We start from the raw sequence: 19,933 nt of genomic DNA on the forward strand, positions 1-19,933 counted from the left end.
ATCCCGCATTAACGGGCAGTAAGCCCCACCTCAAGATGCAGAGAGAAGCAAGGAAGATAGGCTGGGGATAACTGCCCGTAAAAGCCCGATTGGTTCAACTAACCATCAGTGGGGATGAAGCCCCCCACTGATGGAAGTTTCACTTTATTTGTGATTAGTATAGAAAAGATAAGGAATGAAGGATATGCTTAATTTAGCTGTCTTTTTATTCAAAAGTGTCATCATTTTTTTGGTTGTTAAAAATCGAAAGAGAAAATAAGAAGAATTATGATATGTTTTATTTACAAAAGTGGCATGTTCTAAAGGGGAGAAATTGCGTATGACTTTAATAAAAAACGATTTAGAAGTTATTAATGAAAAAGTCATTTATCAAAATCCGTTGCTGTTTCTAAAAATATGGGAAATTAATATGAAAAAACATCATTTCAGTACGATAGAGAAACACCCTTGGCATTATCATAAAGAAGTAGAATTTATTGCCGTCATTGAAGGGAATTTGGGGATACAAAGTAAAAACAAGTATGTTCTAATAGGCCCTGGCGATGTCATCGTTTTAGGAGCCTCCCAACCACATCGTTCTCATAAACCGCTGATGGACGATTTACGATATGTGGTGTTTCAAATCGATTTAGGGAAACACTTCGATGAAAGTATCATGCCCTACATATACTGTTTCTCTGAACAAACCAAACCTTTGAATGAAATAAACTATATTTTTGAAGAAAAGCAGGCTGTAAGAGATGAAATATATACTTTAATTATGGAAATCTTTCAGGAATCACAAACACAAATGAGAGGATATGAAATTGCCATTAGTTCTGCTATTAAGCGAATGATGCTATTACTCTTAAGAAATGATACACGCAACATATTAAACTATACAGAGGGAATTGGTCTGAACCGATTGCGGCCAGTTCTTGAATACGTAGACAAACATTTGGAAGATAAGATTACTGTAGAAGAAGCTTGCTCATTACTAGGACTTAGCTACCATTACTTTATAAAGTACTTCAAAAAAGTTATCGGTACTTCATTTATTGATTACGTTAATTATAAGCGAATAAAAAAAGCTGAATGTTTATTAATGACAAGCGATCTTAGTATTACGAATGTCGGTTATGAGGTTGGTATCTCTAACATGGCTCAGTTCTATAAACTTTTTAAAAGGTATAATCAATGCTCTCCAAAGGAGTTTAAACAACGCATGCAAAACGAATTGGAGGCTAAAAAAGAATAAAGTGAAACTTCCATCAGTGTTTCTTTCATCCCCCACTGATGGAGGTCTCACTTTATCAGAATTTGTTGTTATGTTCCACATTTATAATGACATTTCCCTTCTTATGTCCTTTCTCTACATATCTATGAGCTTCAACTATCTCCTCAAACTCATAGTATCTATCAATGACTACTTTTAACTTCCCCATCTCTACAAGTTCTTTGAGGAAATGTAGTTCTTCTGAAGTTTCAGGTGGATTTCGACTCAATAATAATTTCCTTCGGCTTGTCAATTTAGTCCATAGCATTCGAACACTTGGCAGCGGTTCAGTGACATTTATATAGGTACCGTCCTTCTTTAACAATTTCATACAAGCTGAAAAGGAACTCTTGTTTACCGCTTCAAAGATAACATCATATTTCTCATCTATCCTAGAAAAATCTTCTGTTGTATAATCAATTACCTGGTCAGCTCCCAGAGATTTTACCCATTCCAAATTCGTGGTACTGCATACCCCTGTAACGTTTGCTCCGAAATATTTGGCAATCTGAACTGCATAACTTCCTACACTTCCTGAAGCACCATAAACTAAAACCCTTTGGCAGCTCTGAATATTAGCCTTTCTAAGAAAATACAAAGCTGTGCGTGCTCCAATTGGAATGGCAGCGGCCTCTGCATAAGTTATATTGGAAGGTTTAATAGATACAGCACCATCTTCCGGCAGACTCTTATACTCGGCATAAGCACCAAACCCCGCCAAAGTTGCTGCAAAAACCTGATCACCTTCCTTAAACCTTTTGACATCCTTCCCAACTGACTCAACTTCTCCAGCTAACTCCATACCTAGTATCTCTTTTTTTGGTTGTCTGACACCAAGTGCTATTCGGGCTGGCAGCCAAAAAGCGGGAGGAACCGTAAAACTTCGTGACCGAATATCTGCTACTGTTACGGTTGTCGCTTTTACTTTTACCAAAATTTCATTTTCTTTCGGAATAGGTTTTTCTATCTCTTTCAGTTGAAGAACATCAGGGGGACCGTACTTTGTGTACACAATTGCTTTCATGTATCCACCTCTAATTCGTTATATTCATTAATATGATACGCATATTACGAATAAATAGACCAATGGTTCACTCTCCAGTAGCTATTCTTAAACTATCCTACTCTTTCAGTTAAATAGACATTATTCTTTTCTATTAATTTTAAACATAAATTTCCCAATCTTCATTAGGAAGGCCCGTTTTTTGCGGATAACTTGTGTGTAACATGCATCCGTTACAACACACTGTACGATGACTTCAAAAATAACACTTCGTGCACTTATAAAATTATAGTTCTCTTTTAAATTTTCACGTTAAAACACAAAAAAGCACTCGTTGCCTTTAGTTGACAATCAAGCGCTTTAAGTTCATGTATTTTTAAATGGCTTCAAGTTTATAAGTTTTATCGCGTTATAGTGACCGTATGACATCTTTTTTTCTCGTAAATATCAATCATATTTTATCCTCTTTATCACATAATTCGTACAATGTACCATATGTTGATTTTGGATGAATAAAAGCAATTTGCGCGCCTTGTGCACCAGTTCGAGGTAATTCATCAATCATCTGTATTCCATTTTGCTTTATATACTGAATTCTTTGTTTAATCGATTGGACTCCAAATGCTATATGATGAATACCCTCACCACGTTTTTGAATAAATTGTGCAATTGCACTTTTGTTACTTAGTGGCTCTAACAATTCTAGTTTACTTTCTCCTACTACTAAAAAAGCTACTTTTACTTGTTGTGATTGTACTTCTTCTATTCCTAAAAGCTTCAATTTTAATATCTCTGTATAAAATGGCAAAACTGATTCTATAGATTGTACCGCAATTCCGATATGGTCAATTTTCTCAATCACTTACTATCCTCCTTTTAAAATAGCCCATCCGTTTTATTTTTTATTATTGTATTTCTCATTAATTTTTTATTCGTCATACAGACTCTTCCTTCTTGGAATCTATGACTTAACTTATTGATCCCTCCATATGACCATACTAACTTCGGACAAAATTTAAAAATAATAATTATGAAAATTCAACTTAAAATTTTATGTCTTATAGCATTCACATATTATTTAACCTTTGAACTACCCTCCACTTAACGTCCTTGCGGACTGCTTGAAGTGGGGGATTCCTACGAACACCAAAGTATTCTTTGGTTATCTTAGTAGGCTAACATAGCAGTAGGCGGGTCACCTATTAGTCCTCTAAGATACTTACCAAAGTCAATTTTAATTAATGCTTCATTATATTCTTTAGTAATACCTAAATCAGACATCTTTTTACTAATCTCCGACAACCCATCTACACTAAAAGTATTATTTTGAATAGCATTTTTAAGCTTATTCATCTTAGTGACATTGACATTACCGACCTCGACTATATCATCAAGATAATCGCTTACAGTGTTACCCGTACCCTTAAAATAAAAAGCACTTGTTGCCTTTAGTAGACAATCAAGTGCTTTAAGTTCATGTGTTTTTAAGTAGCAGTAAATTTGTAGGTTTTATAGTAACAGTACGACAGCCTTTATATATTTTGACAAGTACTACGTTAAAACTTACGAGCTTGTATGAATGCATTATTACCTACGTTCATTATAGTTGTCGCCTAATAAATAGAGAATACACTATTTTATTTATTTAAAAATTTATAATCATTCAATATCTTAATTCTCTATGTTACCCTTCCATTAACTGCTTTCTCATTTTATGTGTTTCTAAATCTGCTAATCTAACGGGAATAGGTAAACGACTCTCGTTATTAATACAGTTCATAACAACTTCAGTACTTGTATCTAAATCAATCCAGTTCCCACAAGAAACAAAAATAGGTTTAACATTTTTTGTCGTTCTCAAAGTTCGACCATAGACTTCATTATTTATTACAATATCGGTGTAAGAACCTATTAGATTCTCTGGCATAATAAAATCTACACCTTGAATTTTAAGATAACTTTTTGCCACACCAATCGTTGGTTTATTTAAAAGAAAGGAGGCATGAGTAGCAATACCCATGTGACGATAATGTAAATATCCATTGCCATCAAATATATATATATCTGGTTGCTTCGTTAGTTTTTTAACTGCCTCTATTACTAAAGGTAACTCTCGAAACGCAAGGAAACCTGGAATATAGGGGATCGTTATTTCACCATAACTGTATACTTTTTCGACAATTTCCTTTGTACTATAATCAATGATTACAATACAGCATGTACCATACGTCGTTTTATTTACATCCCAGTAAGCTAAATCTACCCCTGCAATAAATTGTATCTCTTCTATTTGAAAATTATTTTCTAATTTAATTCTAGGTAATAATTCACTTTGAATTTTTGAAAACTCTTGTATTAATTCCTTTTCATCAAAATTATTCATTATCATCACGATCAGCGAATCGGGTAATTAGTTCTAACTCATCTTTTGTTGGAGAAACTTTTTTCCTGATTATATTCCCTTGTTTATCCCATTCAGTATACTTTAAACAAACGCCGAATTTAAACTCTCCTTCATATTTGAGTTCTTCACTTTCATACCAAATTTTTCTTATACCTCTTGTTTGTCCTTTTATCATATAATCTGTAGATTTCACTTTTCCATTATGATGAAATTTAACATTATTACCTTCTTTAAAACCATTCTTATAATAACAGTAATATGCTAAATTCCCATTGTCATATAACTCGTAAGCTAAACCAGTAAAAGGCTTTCCACCCTCATCTTCTGGGTTATCTAGCACTTCATCACTGTATGAGGTAAACCATAGTTCCTCATCAAAATCTATACCATGTTCTAATACATATTCTTTACTTAGTACATCCATCTTATTTTCCAACTTTTTTCACCTCTGAACTAAATTCAAATCCTTCAGTAATAAAATTACAATGTGGACAGGTTGGCATCATCATACCAGCCGGTTTTAATTTTTTACCAGACCTTACGACGTGGGTAATAAAATCTGTTGGCTGTGCTTTTGGATTCGCAAGTAATGCCTGATTCAAGGAGTATACCTCTGCATGGGAACCCGCTCCATACGTAAATTTATAACCATCTTTAACACTACTAGGCATGTTATATATCCTATCCCTAATAATTGGGTGCAATGTATCTGGAATATCACCGTCAGTATTATTAATTCCAAAATAATATTTTCCAGTTGTTTTATCAAATGTTCCTGCAACCGCTGGACCCATTTCATTTTTAGTCAGCCCTAATGTATTTAGTCTTTCAACTTCTTTTTCTACAGCACCACGCAAATTTATCCTATAGTTTAATTCTTGTGAAGTAAACTTTCCATATTTATTACGCAAGTATTCTATTCTACTTAAATTTTCGCCACTATTAGAAGCTTCACCCGTACCCTTACCAACAACACTCTCTTCCAACTCCGAAATCCGACTCTGAATCATCCCTTTCGACTCGTCATGACTCGCTTTCACCGCAGCTTCCCAATTCGTGCCACGACGAAGTCCCATGACTCCATCAACGGGTACTGGAGATTTACCTAATACGAAATCTTTCGCGATATTGAATCCACCTGTTGTACCGTCTACCACCTTGGCAACTCCGCTTTTTATCGCGTGATCCCAGTCATTTATATAGAAATTTCAGGAGAAAATCCATTATCAATGAAAATAAAAAATGATACCACTAGAAAAAGCTATTTAAAGAGAAAAAGAAGATAACTATCTATATAGTAGATAGTTATCTTCTTTCGTTTTCTTTATATTGATAGAATTTCTGTTACTTGCTCAAAGCAGGTACTTTTTCAGTAGCCTCATCAAAATTAAAGTCATTTTTTATGCTTGAATTTCTAAAAGAATTTTTATTAAACTCTTCATTTTATATGAATACATTTCATAATTCTCTTCCATTTTTTCATCTAGTTGGATATTTTAATAAAAAATATTATCTTTCCTTTTTGTATTTCTCAATAATATCTTTATCAAATTCATTATTTTCATCAGGTAATTTATTCAATTTTTTATATTTCCATATCACATGTCTTTCGTAATCATCATACTCACAATTATCCAAGTCTGTATAATCATAATCAATATTAAATTTACCCGAAGAAGTTAGTTCAAATGTTAAATTGGACCACAATGGTTGATTATTATTCTTAAATTCCTCGCGTAGTTTTTCTATATAGTCATTAAGTTTAAATAATTTTTCCATATACTGATCTTTTTCTAAATTATATATTTCAGGAATCTCTAAACTATAGATTGGTTCAGAATCATTGTTAGGATAGAAATAGAAAAATGCCTCATTACTAAAGTCATCTATTTCTGCATATAAATAAACTTCCTTCCACCCAACAGGGATTATACTATTGAGATAATTTGCAATTATTCCATATAATTCTTCCATTTTTTCAGTTTTCATATTCTAACCTCCATATACATTTTTTAAAATCTTCACTTTTTCGATACCATTTATTTTATAAATAATAGCAAAGCTATCCGGTCGTATTGAAGTTCCGCCATACCTTGGCCTTATATCCACAAAAACTTCTTTTCCTCCTCTTAAAGCTTTTGCCCAAGCAGATTCCAATTTTTTATAAGCACTTACATTAACATTACCATTCATTGCAACTATGTTATCAATTAGCGGAGATCCATTAAATTGTGTACCGATTAAATGTCCACCATGATCTCCTTGAGTACTAGGAGCTTTAACTCTATCTTCCCCCCCAGCAGCTAACTGATGCTTACTACTACGTTCTCCCATCTCTGACGTTAATTCTCCAGAAGCTCTCTCAATTCGTCCTAGTTCATCCGTTTGATACAGATATCCATTCGTTTCATATTTCACATTAGGTTTCAATTTAAATTCATCTAAAAAGTGACTACCATCTTTAACTACATCATCAGCAGCCTTACTAGTGTTACCCGTACCCTTACCAACAACACTCTCTTCCAACTCCGAAATCCGACTCTGGATAATCCCTTTCGACTCATCATGACTCGCCTTCACCGCAGCTTCCCAATTCGTGCCACGACGAAGTCCCATGACTCCATCAACGGGTACTAGAGATTTACCTAATACGAAATCTTTCGCAATATTGAATCCACCTGTTGTACCGTCTACCACCTTGGCAACTCCGCTTTTTATCGCGTGATCCCAGTCATTTATTTTATCTGCTGTTTTCCAGCCTTTTCTTCTTATGTTCGTACTGATATAAAAAATTTACACTTAGTACACTAATAAAATTATAATATACTTTTCAATTTTCATAATAAAATACAAAAAGGCACTAGTTGCCTTTAGTAGACAATCAAGCGCTTTAAGTTCATGTGTTTTTAAGTAGAATTAAATTTGTAAGTTTTATAGTAACAATATGACACCTTTTATATATCGTGACAAGTATTACATTAAAACTTACGAGCTTGTACGAGTTCGTTAGTTTCATGTCCATTCCATGTTCTTTATATTCGTCGCCCGGTAAAATGTCATCTCGCCTAAGCTCATACTTCGCTTTTGACTATATCGTTGCACATAGTAACCCATGATGGTACAACCATCATGAGTCTCTACTTTTAAACAGCCTATTCTTTTTCTATCCACTTCAAAATAAGTTCTTTTTCGCTTGCTTGCCTTATGTGCCTGTGTATATTTAACCTTAGCACTACGAGCTTTGTCGTTCTCATTTGCAAATATAACTTTAGTAGTAAGTCAAAATGATTCATTACGGGAATCAAAATCACACTTCTCTTAAAATGTAAATCTCTATTTTTTAATCACTTAAAATTTTTGTCATAAAATCATGTCTTGTGATTGTCTTATCGTCATTCACTTGGAATTTATGTAACAAACGTTGTTTCATTAGTTGAATTTTTTCTTTAGTAATAAAAGTTGTCTCAATAGCACTTTCTATTAATATTGCTATGCTCTCTTCTTTTATTCCTTCTAACGCCTGTGGTAAATATATTGTTTTCTCTCTTTTATAAGCTTTCCATGCCGTATAAGAAACTATATCAACTAATAGAGACCATAATCTCGCAATTTCCAAATCTTCCTCATCTTCAGCAAACTCAGATATTCCTGTACACTCTGCATTATCTATCAATTCATACAAGTCATCACCAGACACACTTTTATTTTCAACCCAAGCCCAACATTTATCTAGTGCATCTCTTCCATCTAAATACCGCTCATCATCATTTTTAATAATACTAAAAACCTTCTCACCAATAGTTAAAATAAATCCAATATTTACATCATCTTCCAATATATACATTTCATTATTTTCCATAAGGCACCTCTTATTCTAATATTTTTCCATCCTTTAATGTGAAGGATAACACTCCATTAACCTTGACAGTTTCATCTAATTCTGATGTTACCACAAATTTAAGGTTAGGAAATTTTTTGCTAGCTTGATAAAAAATGCCGCATTTATCTTCTGGAAACGGTTTTATTAACCCTTTAGTACATTTATTGCAAACCCCTCTAGGATTTGATTGATGAATATACAGAGTACCTTTTACATCATTAGGGTCAATGCCTGCTTTTTTAACAGCATCATTAAATTCATTGAGCACCCCTTCTTCAGCGTGTCTAGTAAATTGGGCCAATCTAGGATTTTTAATATGATTATAAGGTGCTTTGAATTCTCTATTCGGATTCACATCATCTAGTGAAGGTAACTTGGCCTGGTTTCTTACTTCTGGAGAAGCTCCCTTAAAAACCAAATTTTCTAAACCACTAACATCTGCTTTTCCAACTGAAACAGTGTTAGTTTCGGGTACATTGAGTTCATTCCTATACGCATCTAAATCAGTTTTTCCAAGTTTAAAAGTATTTTCACCCGTACCCTTAACTTCACTAGCTCCCTTACTTCCTCCAGAACCACTATGCCCCTTCGCAAGTTGATAAGCTTCATCCTTACTTGCACGCGTTTTCGCAAAGCTTTTTGCCACGTCTCCAGCAGTTGAATATTCTACATAGGGAAGCCTTACTCCCATTCCGGTATCTGCCCACTTAACTCCTACTGGAATTTGCGTCTTTTTCACTGTATTTAGCGCATTCTTTAAAGTACTATTATCTTGTAGCGATTGTACCACATTTTTCCCTAAATTCGGGTTGAAATTAGTTGCTCCATCTTTCAATTTTGATAGTTTCGCCATGGATGCAGCGCTACCTAATCCCTTGAATCCTTTTACCGCTGTTCCAAGGCCTGGGATGGCATCGAGCGCTCCGAATATCCCGTTCGCTGCTCGTTCCGCATCGCTTAACTTTCTGCCGGTTCCCCAATCTTTTCCGTCGTATGCACTCTTGATTTGTAAGCCTCCATATAGTGCTGAGGCTGTTAGTCCGGCTGGTGGGCAAGCAATGGTTAAAATGATAAGTCCGGCTCCTATTGCAAGATCACGCCACGTCTCCAACTTTTTTTGTTCGTCTTCTCTCGTTTTGTACTCGAATCCACGCATGGATGGGACAAGCTTTCGGTATTCGGCGTAATCTAGCTTCGCATCTGGATTTTCTTGTTTTATTTCTTGATACTGTGCGCGGAGAACTTTATCAAACGCTAAGGAGTCTTTGAAAATATCGTCCACTGTTATTTTATCTTTTTTCGTCGTAATCGTTTGTGCCATGCCATAGCCGTGTGCGTTTGGCAGCGTTGTCGTAGAAGTAGAACCAATTCGATTTTTTGTTGAGTAATTTCGAATCGATAGATCTCTCATTTTCCCCGCAGATTTGTCCATGTCCTTATAAAAAGGTTCATCGATATGTCTCGATACAGCTTCCCCCGCTTTTGTGCAGTAGTTTCCTAGTGTGATATAGTCGTCAAGCAATCGATTGATTTTCCCTTGTTGACTGGTGTGTTGAAAGTGAATACTTCGGTCGGAGTCTAGGGAATGTATTTTTGACTCTATTTTTTCTAGAAGGTCATTGGCATGTTTTAATTCCATTAGTGCATCTTTTGTAAGTTTGTCGATTCCTTCTTTCATTTCTTGCCAATCACTTGGCTTGTAATGCACATCCATTTCTTATTTATCCTCCCTTGCCGTATAATAATTAACCGCTAATACCTAAGATTTTTTGTAATTCTTCATCCTTTTTGATCATTTCTTCTAATGTATAATTCACAACGAGTGCCGCTTGTTTATAGTTGTCTGCGAGTTCCATCGTTTTTCCTAATATATCTTTGTACTGCTCGATTACTTTTGTTGCCTCTCCTTTTTTGTAAAAATCGCAGCTCGTGAGACCATCAATATTTTTCGCTACACCATCAGCATACAGGTTATAAATATTTTGCAGGCGCGTTGCAATATCAACCATTTCTGTGAAATTGACTAAAACTTGTGAGCCGCCTCCTCCTGAACTGCCATCCGTCATTTGTGCGTGCATTAGTTTATTCCTCCTAATGATAAACTTTTTGGATCAATAAATTTCTTATATGGCATTTTTAACACATCATATATCTTCTTATTTAAAGCATATAGACTAATCCATTCATATCGTTTCCGTTCTACATCAATTTGGATATAATCATCTTCCTCTGTGAAGTACAAGAAACAATCCCATTTTCCTTGTTCTATGAAACTTGTTGTACGCGGTCGACTGAATGTTTCTATTGCTAATACTTCTTTTTGCGACAAATCCATTTCTTCAAATGTTTCCTGTTCTTCCTGCGTCATCTTACTTGTTAAAAACGTAGTATCTTTCTCTCTTGGTTCTCGCATTAGAAATGGAATTCTCTCTAATAACGATAAATACACATCCCGCTTCGGTATGTAATGGAGTTCATATTTCTCATGTGGCTTTATTTCTGTTAGTACAGCTACTCGTTCTTTGTCATTTGGTAAAAATCCTATGAGCAGGTTATTGAATCGTGTATACTCCTGACTTTCTTGATACGCTTTCAGTAATTCAATGAGTTGGAATGCAGCCATTGTCAGTCCGCCATCTTCCATAATGAGCCCTTTTCCTCTTAATCTTTCGGTTGCTTTCGTTACACAATCGGCATCATCCATGATGAGTTTTTCACGCTCTGGCAAGCCAAATAAATAAGTAATGCCAGCTGCACCAGCTAATACATATAATTCAGAAGGACTGAAACTTTCTATGTTATTTTGCATCGTTTGATCCCTCATTTCTATTACAGGTTTTTAATCGTTTGTACTTCACTCGTGTTAGAGAATGTATGAATATGTTTGTCGAGATCTTTCAACGCTTTTGTATGATCTTCAAGTGCATCTGCCATATCTGCATTTAACTGAATGATTAACTCCAAATAAGATAGAAACGCATCTCGTGTTTTTCCTTTCCAATGAGAGCTTGTCACAGTTGCTTGTAAGTCTTTTGCTTGTTGGAGTGAGTCTTTTACACTATTTTCAATTTGCTGTGCATAGGTAATTGCATTTGCCGCTCCCTCACCAGAAATCTCAATTTCTTTCCCGCTCATGTTTAAACCTCCGTTTCTATTAAAATGCAGTATAAATTCATAGTTTGCATTTATTTTTTCGCTGCCGCAGCTTCCCGTTCTTCTGCCACTGCTTTTGCTTTATATTCTAAATATTTACTGTATGCTCTACTTTTAGCATGTGTAACGTTATCTAAAGAATGCTGAAAATGAGTCATAAGCGCAGATAAAGTATCATCTTTTTGGTGACGTTTATCCTCAAATTCCCGAGCTGGAATTTTCCCAGCCGGCAAGCCGTTACTTTTTGATTCATAACTTCTCTTTGCCGACTCTGCTTTCTCAATACGTTGTCTTACTTGTATTTCCTTAGATTTTAAATATTCATATAACCGGTCATATTCATCACGTTTTCGTTCATTTTCTGTATAACTAATATGAAAGAAGTTACCAACACTATCTAAAAACCTTTCTGACATTTCTAAACCTCCCCATTTCTGTGAATGCAACATGCTAGATTGGTATTTTTTTATCCACAATTCCATTTTCTATTCACAAAATGTTCAATACCGTCATTTTATCAAACCACTTATACATTTACCATATTTTATGAAAGAAGGAACAGAAAAGGATGGCTTCGGTATATGAACCAAAACCATCCTTTTATTAAATCTTGTTTATTCAAGCTTTCACCTGAAACGCCCCCGACGAACTTACCATATCCGCCACTGTATCTGGAATTTTCTCTGCAATCGACTCCCCAATTTTCAAGCTGGCTGTTGCCGCCGGAGACGGGGCATTGCAAATATGCATGGAGTTCGTGCCTGAAATAATGCAAAAATCATCTACCATATTTCCATTGGACATAATTGCCTGTGCTCTTACACCGGCATGAGTCGGAACGATATCCTTATCCGTGAGCTCTGGTATTAAGCGCTGCAAGCTTTTAAGAAATGATTGTTTACTAAAAGAGCGGATCATCTCTTTCATGCCTTCTTTCATGTTTGGCATTGCCATTTTCCAAAAGCCGGCATACGTCATTGTTTCCATAAAGTCTTTTAGATCAAAATCTTTTTTTGTATAGCCTTCGCGCTTAAAACTTAATACCGCATTAGGTCCTGCATGTACGTCTCCGTTTATCATTCTTGTAAAATGAACGCCTAAGAACGGAAAATCTGGATTTGGAACTGGGTAAATCAAGTGTTTCACGAGATGACGCTTTTCCGGAACAAGTTCATAATATTCGCCTCGAAACGGTACAATTTTCATATCCGTTAATAATCCTGTTTTTTTGGCAATTCGATCACTATGTAATCCAGCACAGTTAATAAGAAACCGCGTTGTAAAAACGCCTTGATTTGTCTCAATGGTAACGAAATCTTTTTTCTCAAAAATATGTTCTGCTTTCGTATCTAAGTGCACTTCTCCTCCGTTCTCTTGGATGAAATGTGCAAACGCATAACTTACCCCTTTATAATCGGCAATACCGCAAGAAGGAACTCGAATCGCTCCTAGCCCTTTTACATGAGGCTCAATTTCCGCTAATTCTCCTTGATCAATTTTAGAAATCTCCAAACCATTTTGCAGACCTCTCTCGTAAAGGTTCTGTAAAAGAGGAAGTTCTTCCTTTTCTGTAGCTACAATCACCTTTCCGCACATATCATAAGCAATTCCGTTTTCTTTACAAAACTGAACCATTGCTGCATTTCCTTCTTTTGCAAATCTAGCTTTGTAGCTGCCTGGTTTATAGTAAATGCCGGAATGGATAACACCGCTATTATGCCCAGTTTGGTGATGTGCAAGTATGGGCTCTTTTTCAATAACTGCTATTTTGGCATGAGGAAATTTTTTCGTTAAAGCCATCCCAGTTGAAAGCCCAACAATCCCTCCACCGATAATTATGAAATCATACATTAAACTTCCTCCTTACATCTTATATGTACGTATACCCGTATATCATGAAAGGCAGGTCTTATTTAAAGACCCGCCATACATATTATTATTTGGAAAAGCAGCCGCGTTGGCGCATTAACTCTCGATATAAATCTTTATTTTTTTCAAAAGGAGCTCGCCCGTGCATCCAAAATAGGTTATTTAAAAGAACTAGATCACCAACTGGTAATTTTAAGGCATGCGTTGCTGGAGAGTTTTCGACAGAGTGTGATAGTTCTTTCAGATATGTTGCCTGTTCAATATTATCAGGGTAAGCAAATTGATCGATAAAGCAAATACAAGGCGCATTATTTACATCAAAAAATGTTTCACGGTATACGATTTCCTGTGCATTTTTACTTGGCGGTGCTTTGTATGTGACTTTAACAGGTGCTAGTGGATGACTTCGAAACTTATCAAGCTCTTCCCAATCATCTAAATGAAGTAAACGTGATTCTCCGCCTACTGCGTTCTTTTCCTCAATTTTCATCATAAGCAGCCAATCTGTCGGTTCATCCACAAATGTTCCATCTGTATGAAGCGTGAATAATCGATACGCTTGGCGAAGATAAGAATCACTGCTGTCTGTATCTTTCACATTAAATCTAGCATAATACGTTCCTGTCATTGCATCAAAGTTAGACGTACCAATTAAATGTGTTAATGCCGTTGCAAATTTCACATAGTCTTCTGCATCTGTCGTTTCGCCTTGTACACCAATTGTAAATCCGCCCGTTTCACGGTCATGAATAATCCCTCGAACATTCTCCATTAAGGATGCACCAAAGATTTTTTTCATTTGATTAGCAAGGATAAAGCGAGAATAAGGAATGTATTGCAATGATTGCTCAGAATGTTCTTTTGCCTCTTCGAAAAATTGTTGAAGCAATTGCTGATTTAATACAATATGATACAAGCGTTTATGTTCTGGATGAGGAACAATTTCATATCCCTCATACTTCTTTGCAAATTTCATCTTTACTTCTTGTTCCGTAATCATCGACATCTTCCTCCTTAGTTCAAATAAACCAAAAAGCCAGTCATACGCATCCACAATAATAAATTGTAGAAACGTACAACTGGCTTAAAATTACGAGTGTTCTTTAATCTCTTAAAGTACAATAATAATAGACAGTTTTTTTTATTAAAATATGTGCAAAACAGAAAATGAAGATCGGATTTAGAGAAGGCTAATTTCTCGTATGGATCTTATCACTTTATAGTTAAATATTAATTCAAAATTTTCTGACTGTCAATGTATTTATAGCATTTATTTTAGATTTTTCAATTTGCATATTCGTGTACTGGTCTTTCTTTCGACTACACACTTTACACATTTTACACGATTTCGCTGCACTACTTTCCACGCACCCTCTTTTTGTTTTTGCCTGCTCCTTTACACCTTGAACTTCACTTAGTTTTGACATCTTTCTGCCTCCTTATTGTATATAAAATGAAAGAGCCAGTTATATTCCGCGCATCAAATAAGCAGAAATACAACTGGCTCTCGTTTACGAACGCTCTTTAAACGTTAAAGTGCAATAAACTCGACAGTTTCATAATTTAATTTGAAATCAAAAAACTACTTTATCCCTCATTAACGGGCAGTAAGACCCACACTGATGGAAGTTTCACTTTATAGGACCCATTTCCTCATATTCCTCCTGAGGTGTTTCGCCGTTTACGTAACTTGTATATTGGCGGTACAAATCTTTTAAAGCACTAATAATCGCATTTTGCGCTTTTCCTTGATAATGGTAAGAAATTTCTTGGATGATCTCTTCAATCCCATCTCGTAAACTATATCCTCTTAAAATTTGAGAAATAAAGTCTCTCCCGTGTCCTGTAGCAAGGGTACATGACGATTCGATAATTACATGATATTTGTGATCCGCCTCTATTGTAATCGTTAGTGTTTCATAGACGCTGCGTACAGCCATCCCTTTCGGAAGCCTTGCATGTCCTGCCATGAAAAAAGTACCTTTACGCATGTTCATCCCCCATTATTGTGCATCAGTTTATATTACGATTATACTTGATCTACATACACCGTTTTTAACCTTGTATAAAATTCTGCAGCTGCTTTCCCTTGTTCGCGTGGGCCAGCACTAGAATTTTTCATTCCTCCAAACGGAACTTGCGGCTCTGCTCCTGCTGTTTCGGAGTTTACATGAACCATTCCAACTTCCATATCATCGATAAATTGCTGCGCAAGACTTAAGTTATTTGTACAAATGGATGCACTAAGCCCATATTCCGTATCGTTAGCTAGGTGAACTGCTTCTTGATAATTGCTCACCTTAAACAAACAAATAACCGGGCCGAAAATTTCTTCTTTCGCAATGCGCGCATCGTGAGGTACATCTTCAAAAATAGTAGGTAAAATATAAAACCCGTGTTTTAACTCATCTTCTGTTGGTACGCTTCCCCCGCAAATTAAGGAAGCCTCTTTCTTACCTGCTTCAATCATTGATAAAACAGTTTGCTGCTGATTCTCGGATACACATGGCCCCATAAACGTATTATTTTCTAATGGATTTCCAACTTTAAGAGCCTCTGTACGCAACACGAGTTCATTGCGAAATTCCTCATAAATTTCCTCTTCAATTATAATTCTACTTGTTGCAGTACATTTTTGTCCCGTTGACATAAATGCGCCTCTTATCGCAATCTCTACTGCTTTACTAATGTCAGCATCTTTTAATACAACTAATGGATTTTTCCCGCCCATTTCTAATTGTACTTTTTTGCCGTTCGCAACAGCAGTTTGCTGAATTGTTTTTCCGACGCCATTAGAACCAGTAAAGGATATTGCTTTTATATCAGGGTTTTCTGTTAATTCCGATCCAACTACTGAACCTTTCCCAAATACACAATTGATAACGCCAGCAGGAATTCCCGCCTCGTGAAAAGCATTCACGAGGTGAAATACTGATTTTGGTGTAATTTCTGCAGGCTTAATGACAACAGTATTTCCGTAAATAAGTGCAGGTGCCATTTTCCATACTGGAATCGCAATCGGGAAATTCCACGGCGTAATTAATCCTACTGGTCCAACCGCTACTCGTTTGCTGTAGAGCATCGTTTTCGGATTGGCCGAAGGAATGATTTCTCCCATGGGCTGATTCGCTTCTCCTGCATAATATTCAAGAATACTAATCGCCCGCTTCGTCTCTCCTATCCCTTCAGCGAGTGTTTTTCCTTCTTCACTCGTTAAATCATGACCGATTTCAGTCACTCTTTCTTTTAAAATAGCTGCCGCTTTCCATAAATAACTTGCCCGCTCTTGAAACGATAACCCTTGCCAATTTTGAAAAGCTTCTTTCGCGGATGCAATCGCTGCTTGTGTATCTTCTGCTGAGCTTAATGGAAATTCTCCTAATACTTCTCCATTATGCGGATTATAGTTTTTAGAATATTGATTAGTAGATGGCTCTTTCCACTGACCATTTATATAATTGAAAAACTTCATTGTACTACCTCCAACTGGAAAAATAATTGCTTCTTCTTATTTGGATACCTTAGCAATTGCTGCTTCAAGAATAGCAAGTCCTTCTTCAAGCTGTTCATCAGTTATGACAAGCGGCGGTAAGAAACGAAGTACACTGCTATAAATACCAGCACTTATTGTGATTAAACCTTTGTTATGTGTTTCTTGCATAATTGCTTTAACCTCTTCTGTTGCCGGCTCTTTCGTATTTCGATCCTTTACAAGTTCCATAGCTGTCATCGCACCAAGGCCTCTTACATCGCCAATTAATTCATATTTATCCTTCCAGCTATTGAACACTTCCATCATACGATCGCCGATTTCACGAGCACGTTGTACTAAGTTTTCTTCTTCGATTACATCTAAAACAGCTAGACCAGCTGCGCAAGCAACCGGGCTTCCTGAAAAAGTCCCGCCAAGTTGTCCTGGACCAGGTGCATCCATTAATTCCGCTCTTCCTGTCACTGCGCTAAGCGGCATACCTGCTGCGATGGATTTTGAAAATGTCATTAAATCAGGTGCTACACCGAAATGATCCATTGCGAACAAGTTTCCTGTACGAGCAAAGCCTGTTTGAATTTCATCTGCAATCATGACAATTCCATATTTATCACAAAGATCTCTTACTCCTTGCATAAACGTAGCACTTGGGACAATAAATCCACCTTCACCTTGAAGGGGTTCCAAAATAATTGCGGCAATATTATCACTTGCTACTTCCTCTAACATAAAACGTTCGAAATACGCTAAAATTTGTTGATCTATTTCTTCTGTCGTCATACCATCTTCTGCGCGGTAATAATACGGATAAGGCAGCTTGTATACATCTGGTGCAAACGGACCAAACCCATGTTTATAAGGTTTTACCTTACTTGTAAGAGACATTGTCATTAATGTACGTCCGTGATACGCACGTTCAAACGAAACGATGGCACTGCGCCCAGTAGCTTTTCTAGCAATTTTCACAGCATTTTCTACAGCTTCAGCTCCGCTGTTTGCAAACATTGTTTTTTTCTTAAAATCTCCTGGCGTTAATTCATTCAGTCTTTCGGCTAACGCAATATAGCTTTCATACGGCGCTACATGAAAACAGCTATGAATAGAAGATTCTACTTGCTCTTGAATTGCTTTTACTACCTTCGGATGACAATGGCCTACATTTTGCATCCCAATCCCACCTGCAAAATCGATTAATTCGTTGCCATCTATATCAGTAATAATGGCTCCTTTCGCAGATTGAACATATAAATTGGTAATATTATATGGACCTGCAGGCACTGCGTTCTTTCTTCTTTCGTTTAAAATATCAGATCTTGTAGTTACAATATTGTTCTTTTCTTTTAACATTGAACTTACCCCTTTTTTCATTTTTTATTTTGCATTACACACGACTTAGTCCTTCTCTAAACCAATCTCCGAACCTTTTAAAATTGGAAATCCTGCCTTATCAGCCTTAATAGGCTTATTTCTAACTCTTAGAAAATAGGATGCTATCACTATAGCAGCAGCTAAAATCGTTAAATAAAATTGCATACGCATATCGGCTATAAATGCTTGTGAAACAAATATCGTAACAATCATAAGAAGCGTTGCGTATGTGAGATAAGGGAATAACCACATCTTCACTTTTAGTTTCCCTGGGTCTTCCCTTTCCGCTTCTCTTCTTAATCGAATATGAGAAACTGCAACAAACATATACATAAGCATCGTAACGCCGCCTGAGCTATTTGCTAAAAAAGCAAATAGTTTATCAGGAGATATAAACTTCAGCATTGCGCAAACAAATGCGAATAATACACTCGCAACGATCGCCCAAATTGGTGCACCTCTACTGTTTAATTTTGAAAAAGCAAGAGGAGCATCTCCTTTTTTCGAAAGCGAAAATAACATGCGAGAACTCGTGTATAATCCTGAATTTAAAACAGATAGCAAGGACAGGAACACAACTCCGTTCATAATTTCCGCAGCAGCAGGAACTCCTGCCATCCGAAATAAACTTGCATAAGGAAGCTTCAATAATTCTGCATTATTCCACGGCATAAAAATGACCAAAATCGTTACAGAACCTACGAAGAACAGCATAAGACGCCATACAACACTGTTAATTGCTTTTATAACATTCTTCTCTGGATTTTCAGATTCTCCCGCCGCGATTGCGGCTACTTCACTCCCTGATAAAGAGAAAGAAATAAATACGACACTCAGCAATACAGGAACAATCCCTTTTGGAAAAAAGCCACCGTTTTCAGAGATTGTAGAAAAGTTAGGCCTGTCCACACCAGGGACAATTCCAAAAATCATAGCAATTCCTAAACCTAAAAATACAAGAATTGCTGCAACTTTAATAAAGGCTAACCAATATTCAAACTCTCCATATAGCTTTACAGAGTAGATATTTGTAATCGTCATCAAAATAATCATGGAAAGACTAGCTATCCATGCTGGTATGGAAGGGAACCAATTGTTAACCATCGCCCCTAACAATACCGATTCAATTGCGATAATAATGACCCAGTTAAACCAGTATAACCAACCGATTGTGTAACCAGCCCAAGGTCCAATTGCCTTATGAGCATATGTTGCAAAAGAACCGCTATCAGGATTTACCGCAGCCATCTCTCCTAACATCCGCATCACGAGTACAACCATTAAAGCACCAATAATATAAGACAAAATTGCTGCTGGACCTGTTGATTGAATAATTGTCCCGCTCCCTACAAATAATCCTGCTCCGATAACCCCACCAATTGAAATCATTGTTATATGCCTGGTTTTTAAGTCTTTTTGCAGTTCATTTTTTTCTTTAACCAAAAAGATCACCAACCTATAAGTATTTATTTTCACAAATCCTTCTAGCATACATAAGATTGAAACATTGC

Annotated in this window: 21 protein-coding genes; 1 reads left to right on the top strand and 20 read right to left on the bottom strand. The window is 36.2% G+C overall.

Features of this window, described 5'->3' with window-relative positions; translation table 11 throughout:
* Nucleotides 1-319: 319 nt before the first annotated feature.
* A complete protein-coding gene (locus ACTDJC_RS19540; protein ID WP_440604431.1) occupies nt 320-1,237 on the top strand; it encodes an AraC family transcriptional regulator in 918 nt (305 codons plus the stop codon).
* Between the two features lie 55 nt (nt 1,238-1,292).
* Here the strand turns inward: ACTDJC_RS19540 and ACTDJC_RS19545 are convergent, their stop codons facing one another.
* The 20 genes from ACTDJC_RS19545 to ACTDJC_RS19640 form a co-directional block, all read right to left on the bottom strand.
* A complete protein-coding gene (locus ACTDJC_RS19545; RefSeq protein ID WP_440604432.1) occupies nt 1,293-2,279 on the bottom strand; it encodes an NAD(P)-dependent alcohol dehydrogenase in 987 nt (328 codons plus the stop codon).
* Nucleotides 2,280-2,709: 430 nt separating this feature from the next.
* Nucleotides 2,710-3,120 carry a methylmalonyl-CoA epimerase gene (gene mce / locus ACTDJC_RS19550; RefSeq protein ID WP_440604433.1) on the bottom strand — a complete coding sequence of 137 codons (411 nt, stop codon included), beginning with the start codon at nt 3,118-3,120 and terminating at the stop codon, nt 2,710-2,712.
* Between the two features lie 822 nt (nt 3,121-3,942).
* A complete protein-coding gene (locus ACTDJC_RS19555; RefSeq protein ID WP_440604434.1) occupies nt 3,943-4,641 on the bottom strand; it encodes an endonuclease V in 699 nt (232 codons plus the stop codon).
* Nucleotides 4,634-5,086, bottom strand: coding sequence for a toxin-antitoxin system YwqK family antitoxin (locus tag ACTDJC_RS19560; protein WP_440604455.1), 453 nt, complete (start codon nt 5,084-5,086; stop codon nt 4,634-4,636). Before ACTDJC_RS19560 ends, ACTDJC_RS19555 begins: the two co-directional genes overlap by 8 nt.
* Nucleotide 5,087: 1 nt before the next feature.
* Nucleotides 5,088-5,819, bottom strand: coding sequence for a YwqJ-related putative deaminase (locus tag ACTDJC_RS19565; RefSeq protein WP_440604435.1), 732 nt, complete (start codon nt 5,817-5,819; stop codon nt 5,088-5,090).
* A gap of 352 nt (nt 5,820-6,171) precedes the next feature.
* Nucleotides 6,172-6,651 carry an immunity protein YezG family protein gene (locus ACTDJC_RS19570; RefSeq protein ID WP_440604436.1) on the bottom strand — a complete coding sequence of 160 codons (480 nt, stop codon included), beginning with the start codon at nt 6,649-6,651 and terminating at the stop codon, nt 6,172-6,174.
* A 3-nt stretch (nt 6,652-6,654) separates the two neighbouring features.
* Nucleotides 6,655-7,359, bottom strand: coding sequence for a DNA/RNA non-specific endonuclease (locus tag ACTDJC_RS19575; RefSeq protein ID WP_440604437.1), 705 nt, complete (start codon nt 7,357-7,359; stop codon nt 6,655-6,657).
* A gap of 643 nt (nt 7,360-8,002) precedes the next feature.
* The gene (locus ACTDJC_RS19580; RefSeq protein ID WP_440604438.1) at nt 8,003-8,521 is read right to left on the bottom strand and encodes an Imm6 family immunity protein; all 519 of its coding nucleotides are present in this window, start codon (nt 8,519-8,521) and stop codon (nt 8,003-8,005) included.
* A 10-nt stretch (nt 8,522-8,531) separates the two neighbouring features.
* Nucleotides 8,532-10,256: a hypothetical protein gene (locus ACTDJC_RS19585; RefSeq protein ID WP_440604439.1), complete on the bottom strand. Its 1,725-nt coding sequence runs from the start codon at nt 10,254-10,256 to the stop codon at nt 8,532-8,534.
* Nucleotides 10,257-10,287: 31 nt separating this feature from the next.
* The gene (locus tag ACTDJC_RS19590) at nt 10,288-10,620 is read right to left on the bottom strand and encodes a hypothetical protein (protein WP_440604440.1); all 333 of its coding nucleotides are present in this window, start codon (nt 10,618-10,620) and stop codon (nt 10,288-10,290) included.
* On the bottom strand, nt 10,620-11,351 hold the full coding sequence (locus ACTDJC_RS19595) for a DUF5081 family protein (RefSeq protein ID WP_440604441.1): 732 nt from the start codon (nt 11,349-11,351) through the stop codon (nt 10,620-10,622). The genes ACTDJC_RS19590 and ACTDJC_RS19595 overlap by 1 nt, the downstream gene beginning before the upstream one ends.
* 20 nt (nt 11,352-11,371) lie before the next feature.
* A complete protein-coding gene (locus ACTDJC_RS19600; protein ID WP_253628725.1) occupies nt 11,372-11,677 on the bottom strand; it encodes a WXG100 family type VII secretion target in 306 nt (101 codons plus the stop codon).
* A 50-nt stretch (nt 11,678-11,727) separates the two neighbouring features.
* Nucleotides 11,728-12,111: a hypothetical protein gene (locus ACTDJC_RS19605; protein WP_253628724.1), complete on the bottom strand. Its 384-nt coding sequence runs from the start codon at nt 12,109-12,111 to the stop codon at nt 11,728-11,730.
* Nucleotides 12,112-12,313: 202 nt separating this feature from the next.
* Entirely contained in the window at nt 12,314-13,546 is a 1,233-nt protein-coding gene (gene lhgO, locus ACTDJC_RS19610; RefSeq protein ID WP_253628723.1) for an L-2-hydroxyglutarate oxidase, read from the bottom strand.
* An 85-nt stretch (nt 13,547-13,631) separates the two neighbouring features.
* Entirely contained in the window at nt 13,632-14,570 is a 939-nt protein-coding gene (glaH, locus tag ACTDJC_RS19615) for a glutarate dioxygenase GlaH (protein ID WP_440604442.1), read from the bottom strand.
* 229 nt (nt 14,571-14,799) lie between these two features.
* Nucleotides 14,800-14,991 (bottom strand): hypothetical protein, encoded by a 192-nt coding sequence (locus tag ACTDJC_RS19620; RefSeq protein WP_440604443.1) that lies wholly within the window; start codon nt 14,989-14,991, stop codon nt 14,800-14,802.
* Nucleotides 14,992-15,195: 204 nt separating this feature from the next.
* Nucleotides 15,196-15,555: a DUF3870 domain-containing protein gene (locus ACTDJC_RS19625; RefSeq protein WP_429708011.1), complete on the bottom strand. Its 360-nt coding sequence runs from the start codon at nt 15,553-15,555 to the stop codon at nt 15,196-15,198.
* Between the two features lie 38 nt (nt 15,556-15,593).
* Complete coding sequence (locus tag ACTDJC_RS19630) at nt 15,594-17,036, bottom strand: aldehyde dehydrogenase family protein (RefSeq protein WP_440604444.1); 1,443 nt, start codon at nt 17,034-17,036, stop codon at nt 15,594-15,596.
* Nucleotides 17,037-17,072: 36 nt separating this feature from the next.
* Nucleotides 17,073-18,401: a 4-aminobutyrate--2-oxoglutarate transaminase gene (gene gabT, locus ACTDJC_RS19635; protein WP_440604445.1), complete on the bottom strand. Its 1,329-nt coding sequence runs from the start codon at nt 18,399-18,401 to the stop codon at nt 17,073-17,075.
* A 45-nt stretch (nt 18,402-18,446) separates the two neighbouring features.
* Nucleotides 18,447-19,913 carry an amino acid permease gene (locus ACTDJC_RS19640; RefSeq protein ID WP_440604456.1) on the bottom strand — a complete coding sequence of 489 codons (1,467 nt, stop codon included), beginning with the start codon at nt 19,911-19,913 and terminating at the stop codon, nt 18,447-18,449.
* Nucleotides 19,914-19,933 lie beyond the last annotated feature (20 nt).

Origin of the sequence: Bacillus sp. GB_SG_008, from assembly GCF_052038115.1 — a bacterium.
Lineage (GTDB): Bacteria > Bacillota > Bacilli > Bacillales > Bacillaceae_G > Bacillus_A > Bacillus_A rhizoplanae.

Bases quoted from the DNA above. Each gene is read 5' to 3' on its own strand.
- ACTDJC_RS19620 (WP_440604443.1), bottom strand. From the start codon at position 14,991: ATGTCAAAACTAAGTGAAGTTCAAGGTGTAAAGGAGCAGGCAAAAACA.
- ACTDJC_RS19585 (WP_440604439.1), bottom strand. From the start codon at position 10,256: ATGGATGTGCATTACAAGCCAAGTGATTGGCAAGAAATGAAAGAAGGA.
- ACTDJC_RS19555 (WP_440604434.1), bottom strand. From the start codon at position 4,641: ATGAATAATTTTGATGAAAAGGAATTAATACAAGAGTTTTCAAAAATT.
- ACTDJC_RS19605 (WP_253628724.1), bottom strand. From the start codon at position 12,111: ATGTCAGAAAGGTTTTTAGATAGTGTTGGTAACTTCTTTCATATTAGT.
- gabT (WP_440604445.1), bottom strand. From the start codon at position 18,401: ATGTTAAAAGAAAAGAACAATATTGTAACTACAAGATCTGATATTTTA.
- ACTDJC_RS19590 (WP_440604440.1), bottom strand. From the start codon at position 10,620: ATGCACGCACAAATGACGGATGGCAGTTCAGGAGGAGGCGGCTCACAA.
- ACTDJC_RS19625 (WP_429708011.1), bottom strand. From the start codon at position 15,555: ATGCGTAAAGGTACTTTTTTCATGGCAGGACATGCAAGGCTTCCGAAA.
- ACTDJC_RS19595 (WP_440604441.1), bottom strand. From the start codon at position 11,351: ATGCAAAATAACATAGAAAGTTTCAGTCCTTCTGAATTATATGTATTA.
- ACTDJC_RS19580 (WP_440604438.1), bottom strand. From the start codon at position 8,521: ATGGAAAATAATGAAATGTATATATTGGAAGATGATGTAAATATTGGA.
- ACTDJC_RS19540 (WP_440604431.1), top strand. From the start codon at position 320: ATGACTTTAATAAAAAACGATTTAGAAGTTATTAATGAAAAAGTCATT.
- ACTDJC_RS19600 (WP_253628725.1), bottom strand. From the start codon at position 11,677: ATGAGCGGGAAAGAAATTGAGATTTCTGGTGAGGGAGCGGCAAATGCA.
- ACTDJC_RS19630 (WP_440604444.1), bottom strand. From the start codon at position 17,036: ATGAAGTTTTTCAATTATATAAATGGTCAGTGGAAAGAGCCATCTACT.
- lhgO (WP_253628723.1), bottom strand. From the start codon at position 13,546: ATGTATGATTTCATAATTATCGGTGGAGGGATTGTTGGGCTTTCAACT.
- ACTDJC_RS19640 (WP_440604456.1), bottom strand. From the start codon at position 19,913: ATGCTAGAAGGATTTGTGAAAATAAATACTTATAGGTTGGTGATCTTT.
- ACTDJC_RS19560 (WP_440604455.1), bottom strand. From the start codon at position 5,086: ATGGATGTACTAAGTAAAGAATATGTATTAGAACATGGTATAGATTTT.
- glaH (WP_440604442.1), bottom strand. From the start codon at position 14,570: ATGTCGATGATTACGGAACAAGAAGTAAAGATGAAATTTGCAAAGAAG.
- ACTDJC_RS19545 (WP_440604432.1), bottom strand. From the start codon at position 2,279: ATGAAAGCAATTGTGTACACAAAGTACGGTCCCCCTGATGTTCTTCAA.
- ACTDJC_RS19570 (WP_440604436.1), bottom strand. From the start codon at position 6,651: ATGAAAACTGAAAAAATGGAAGAATTATATGGAATAATTGCAAATTAT.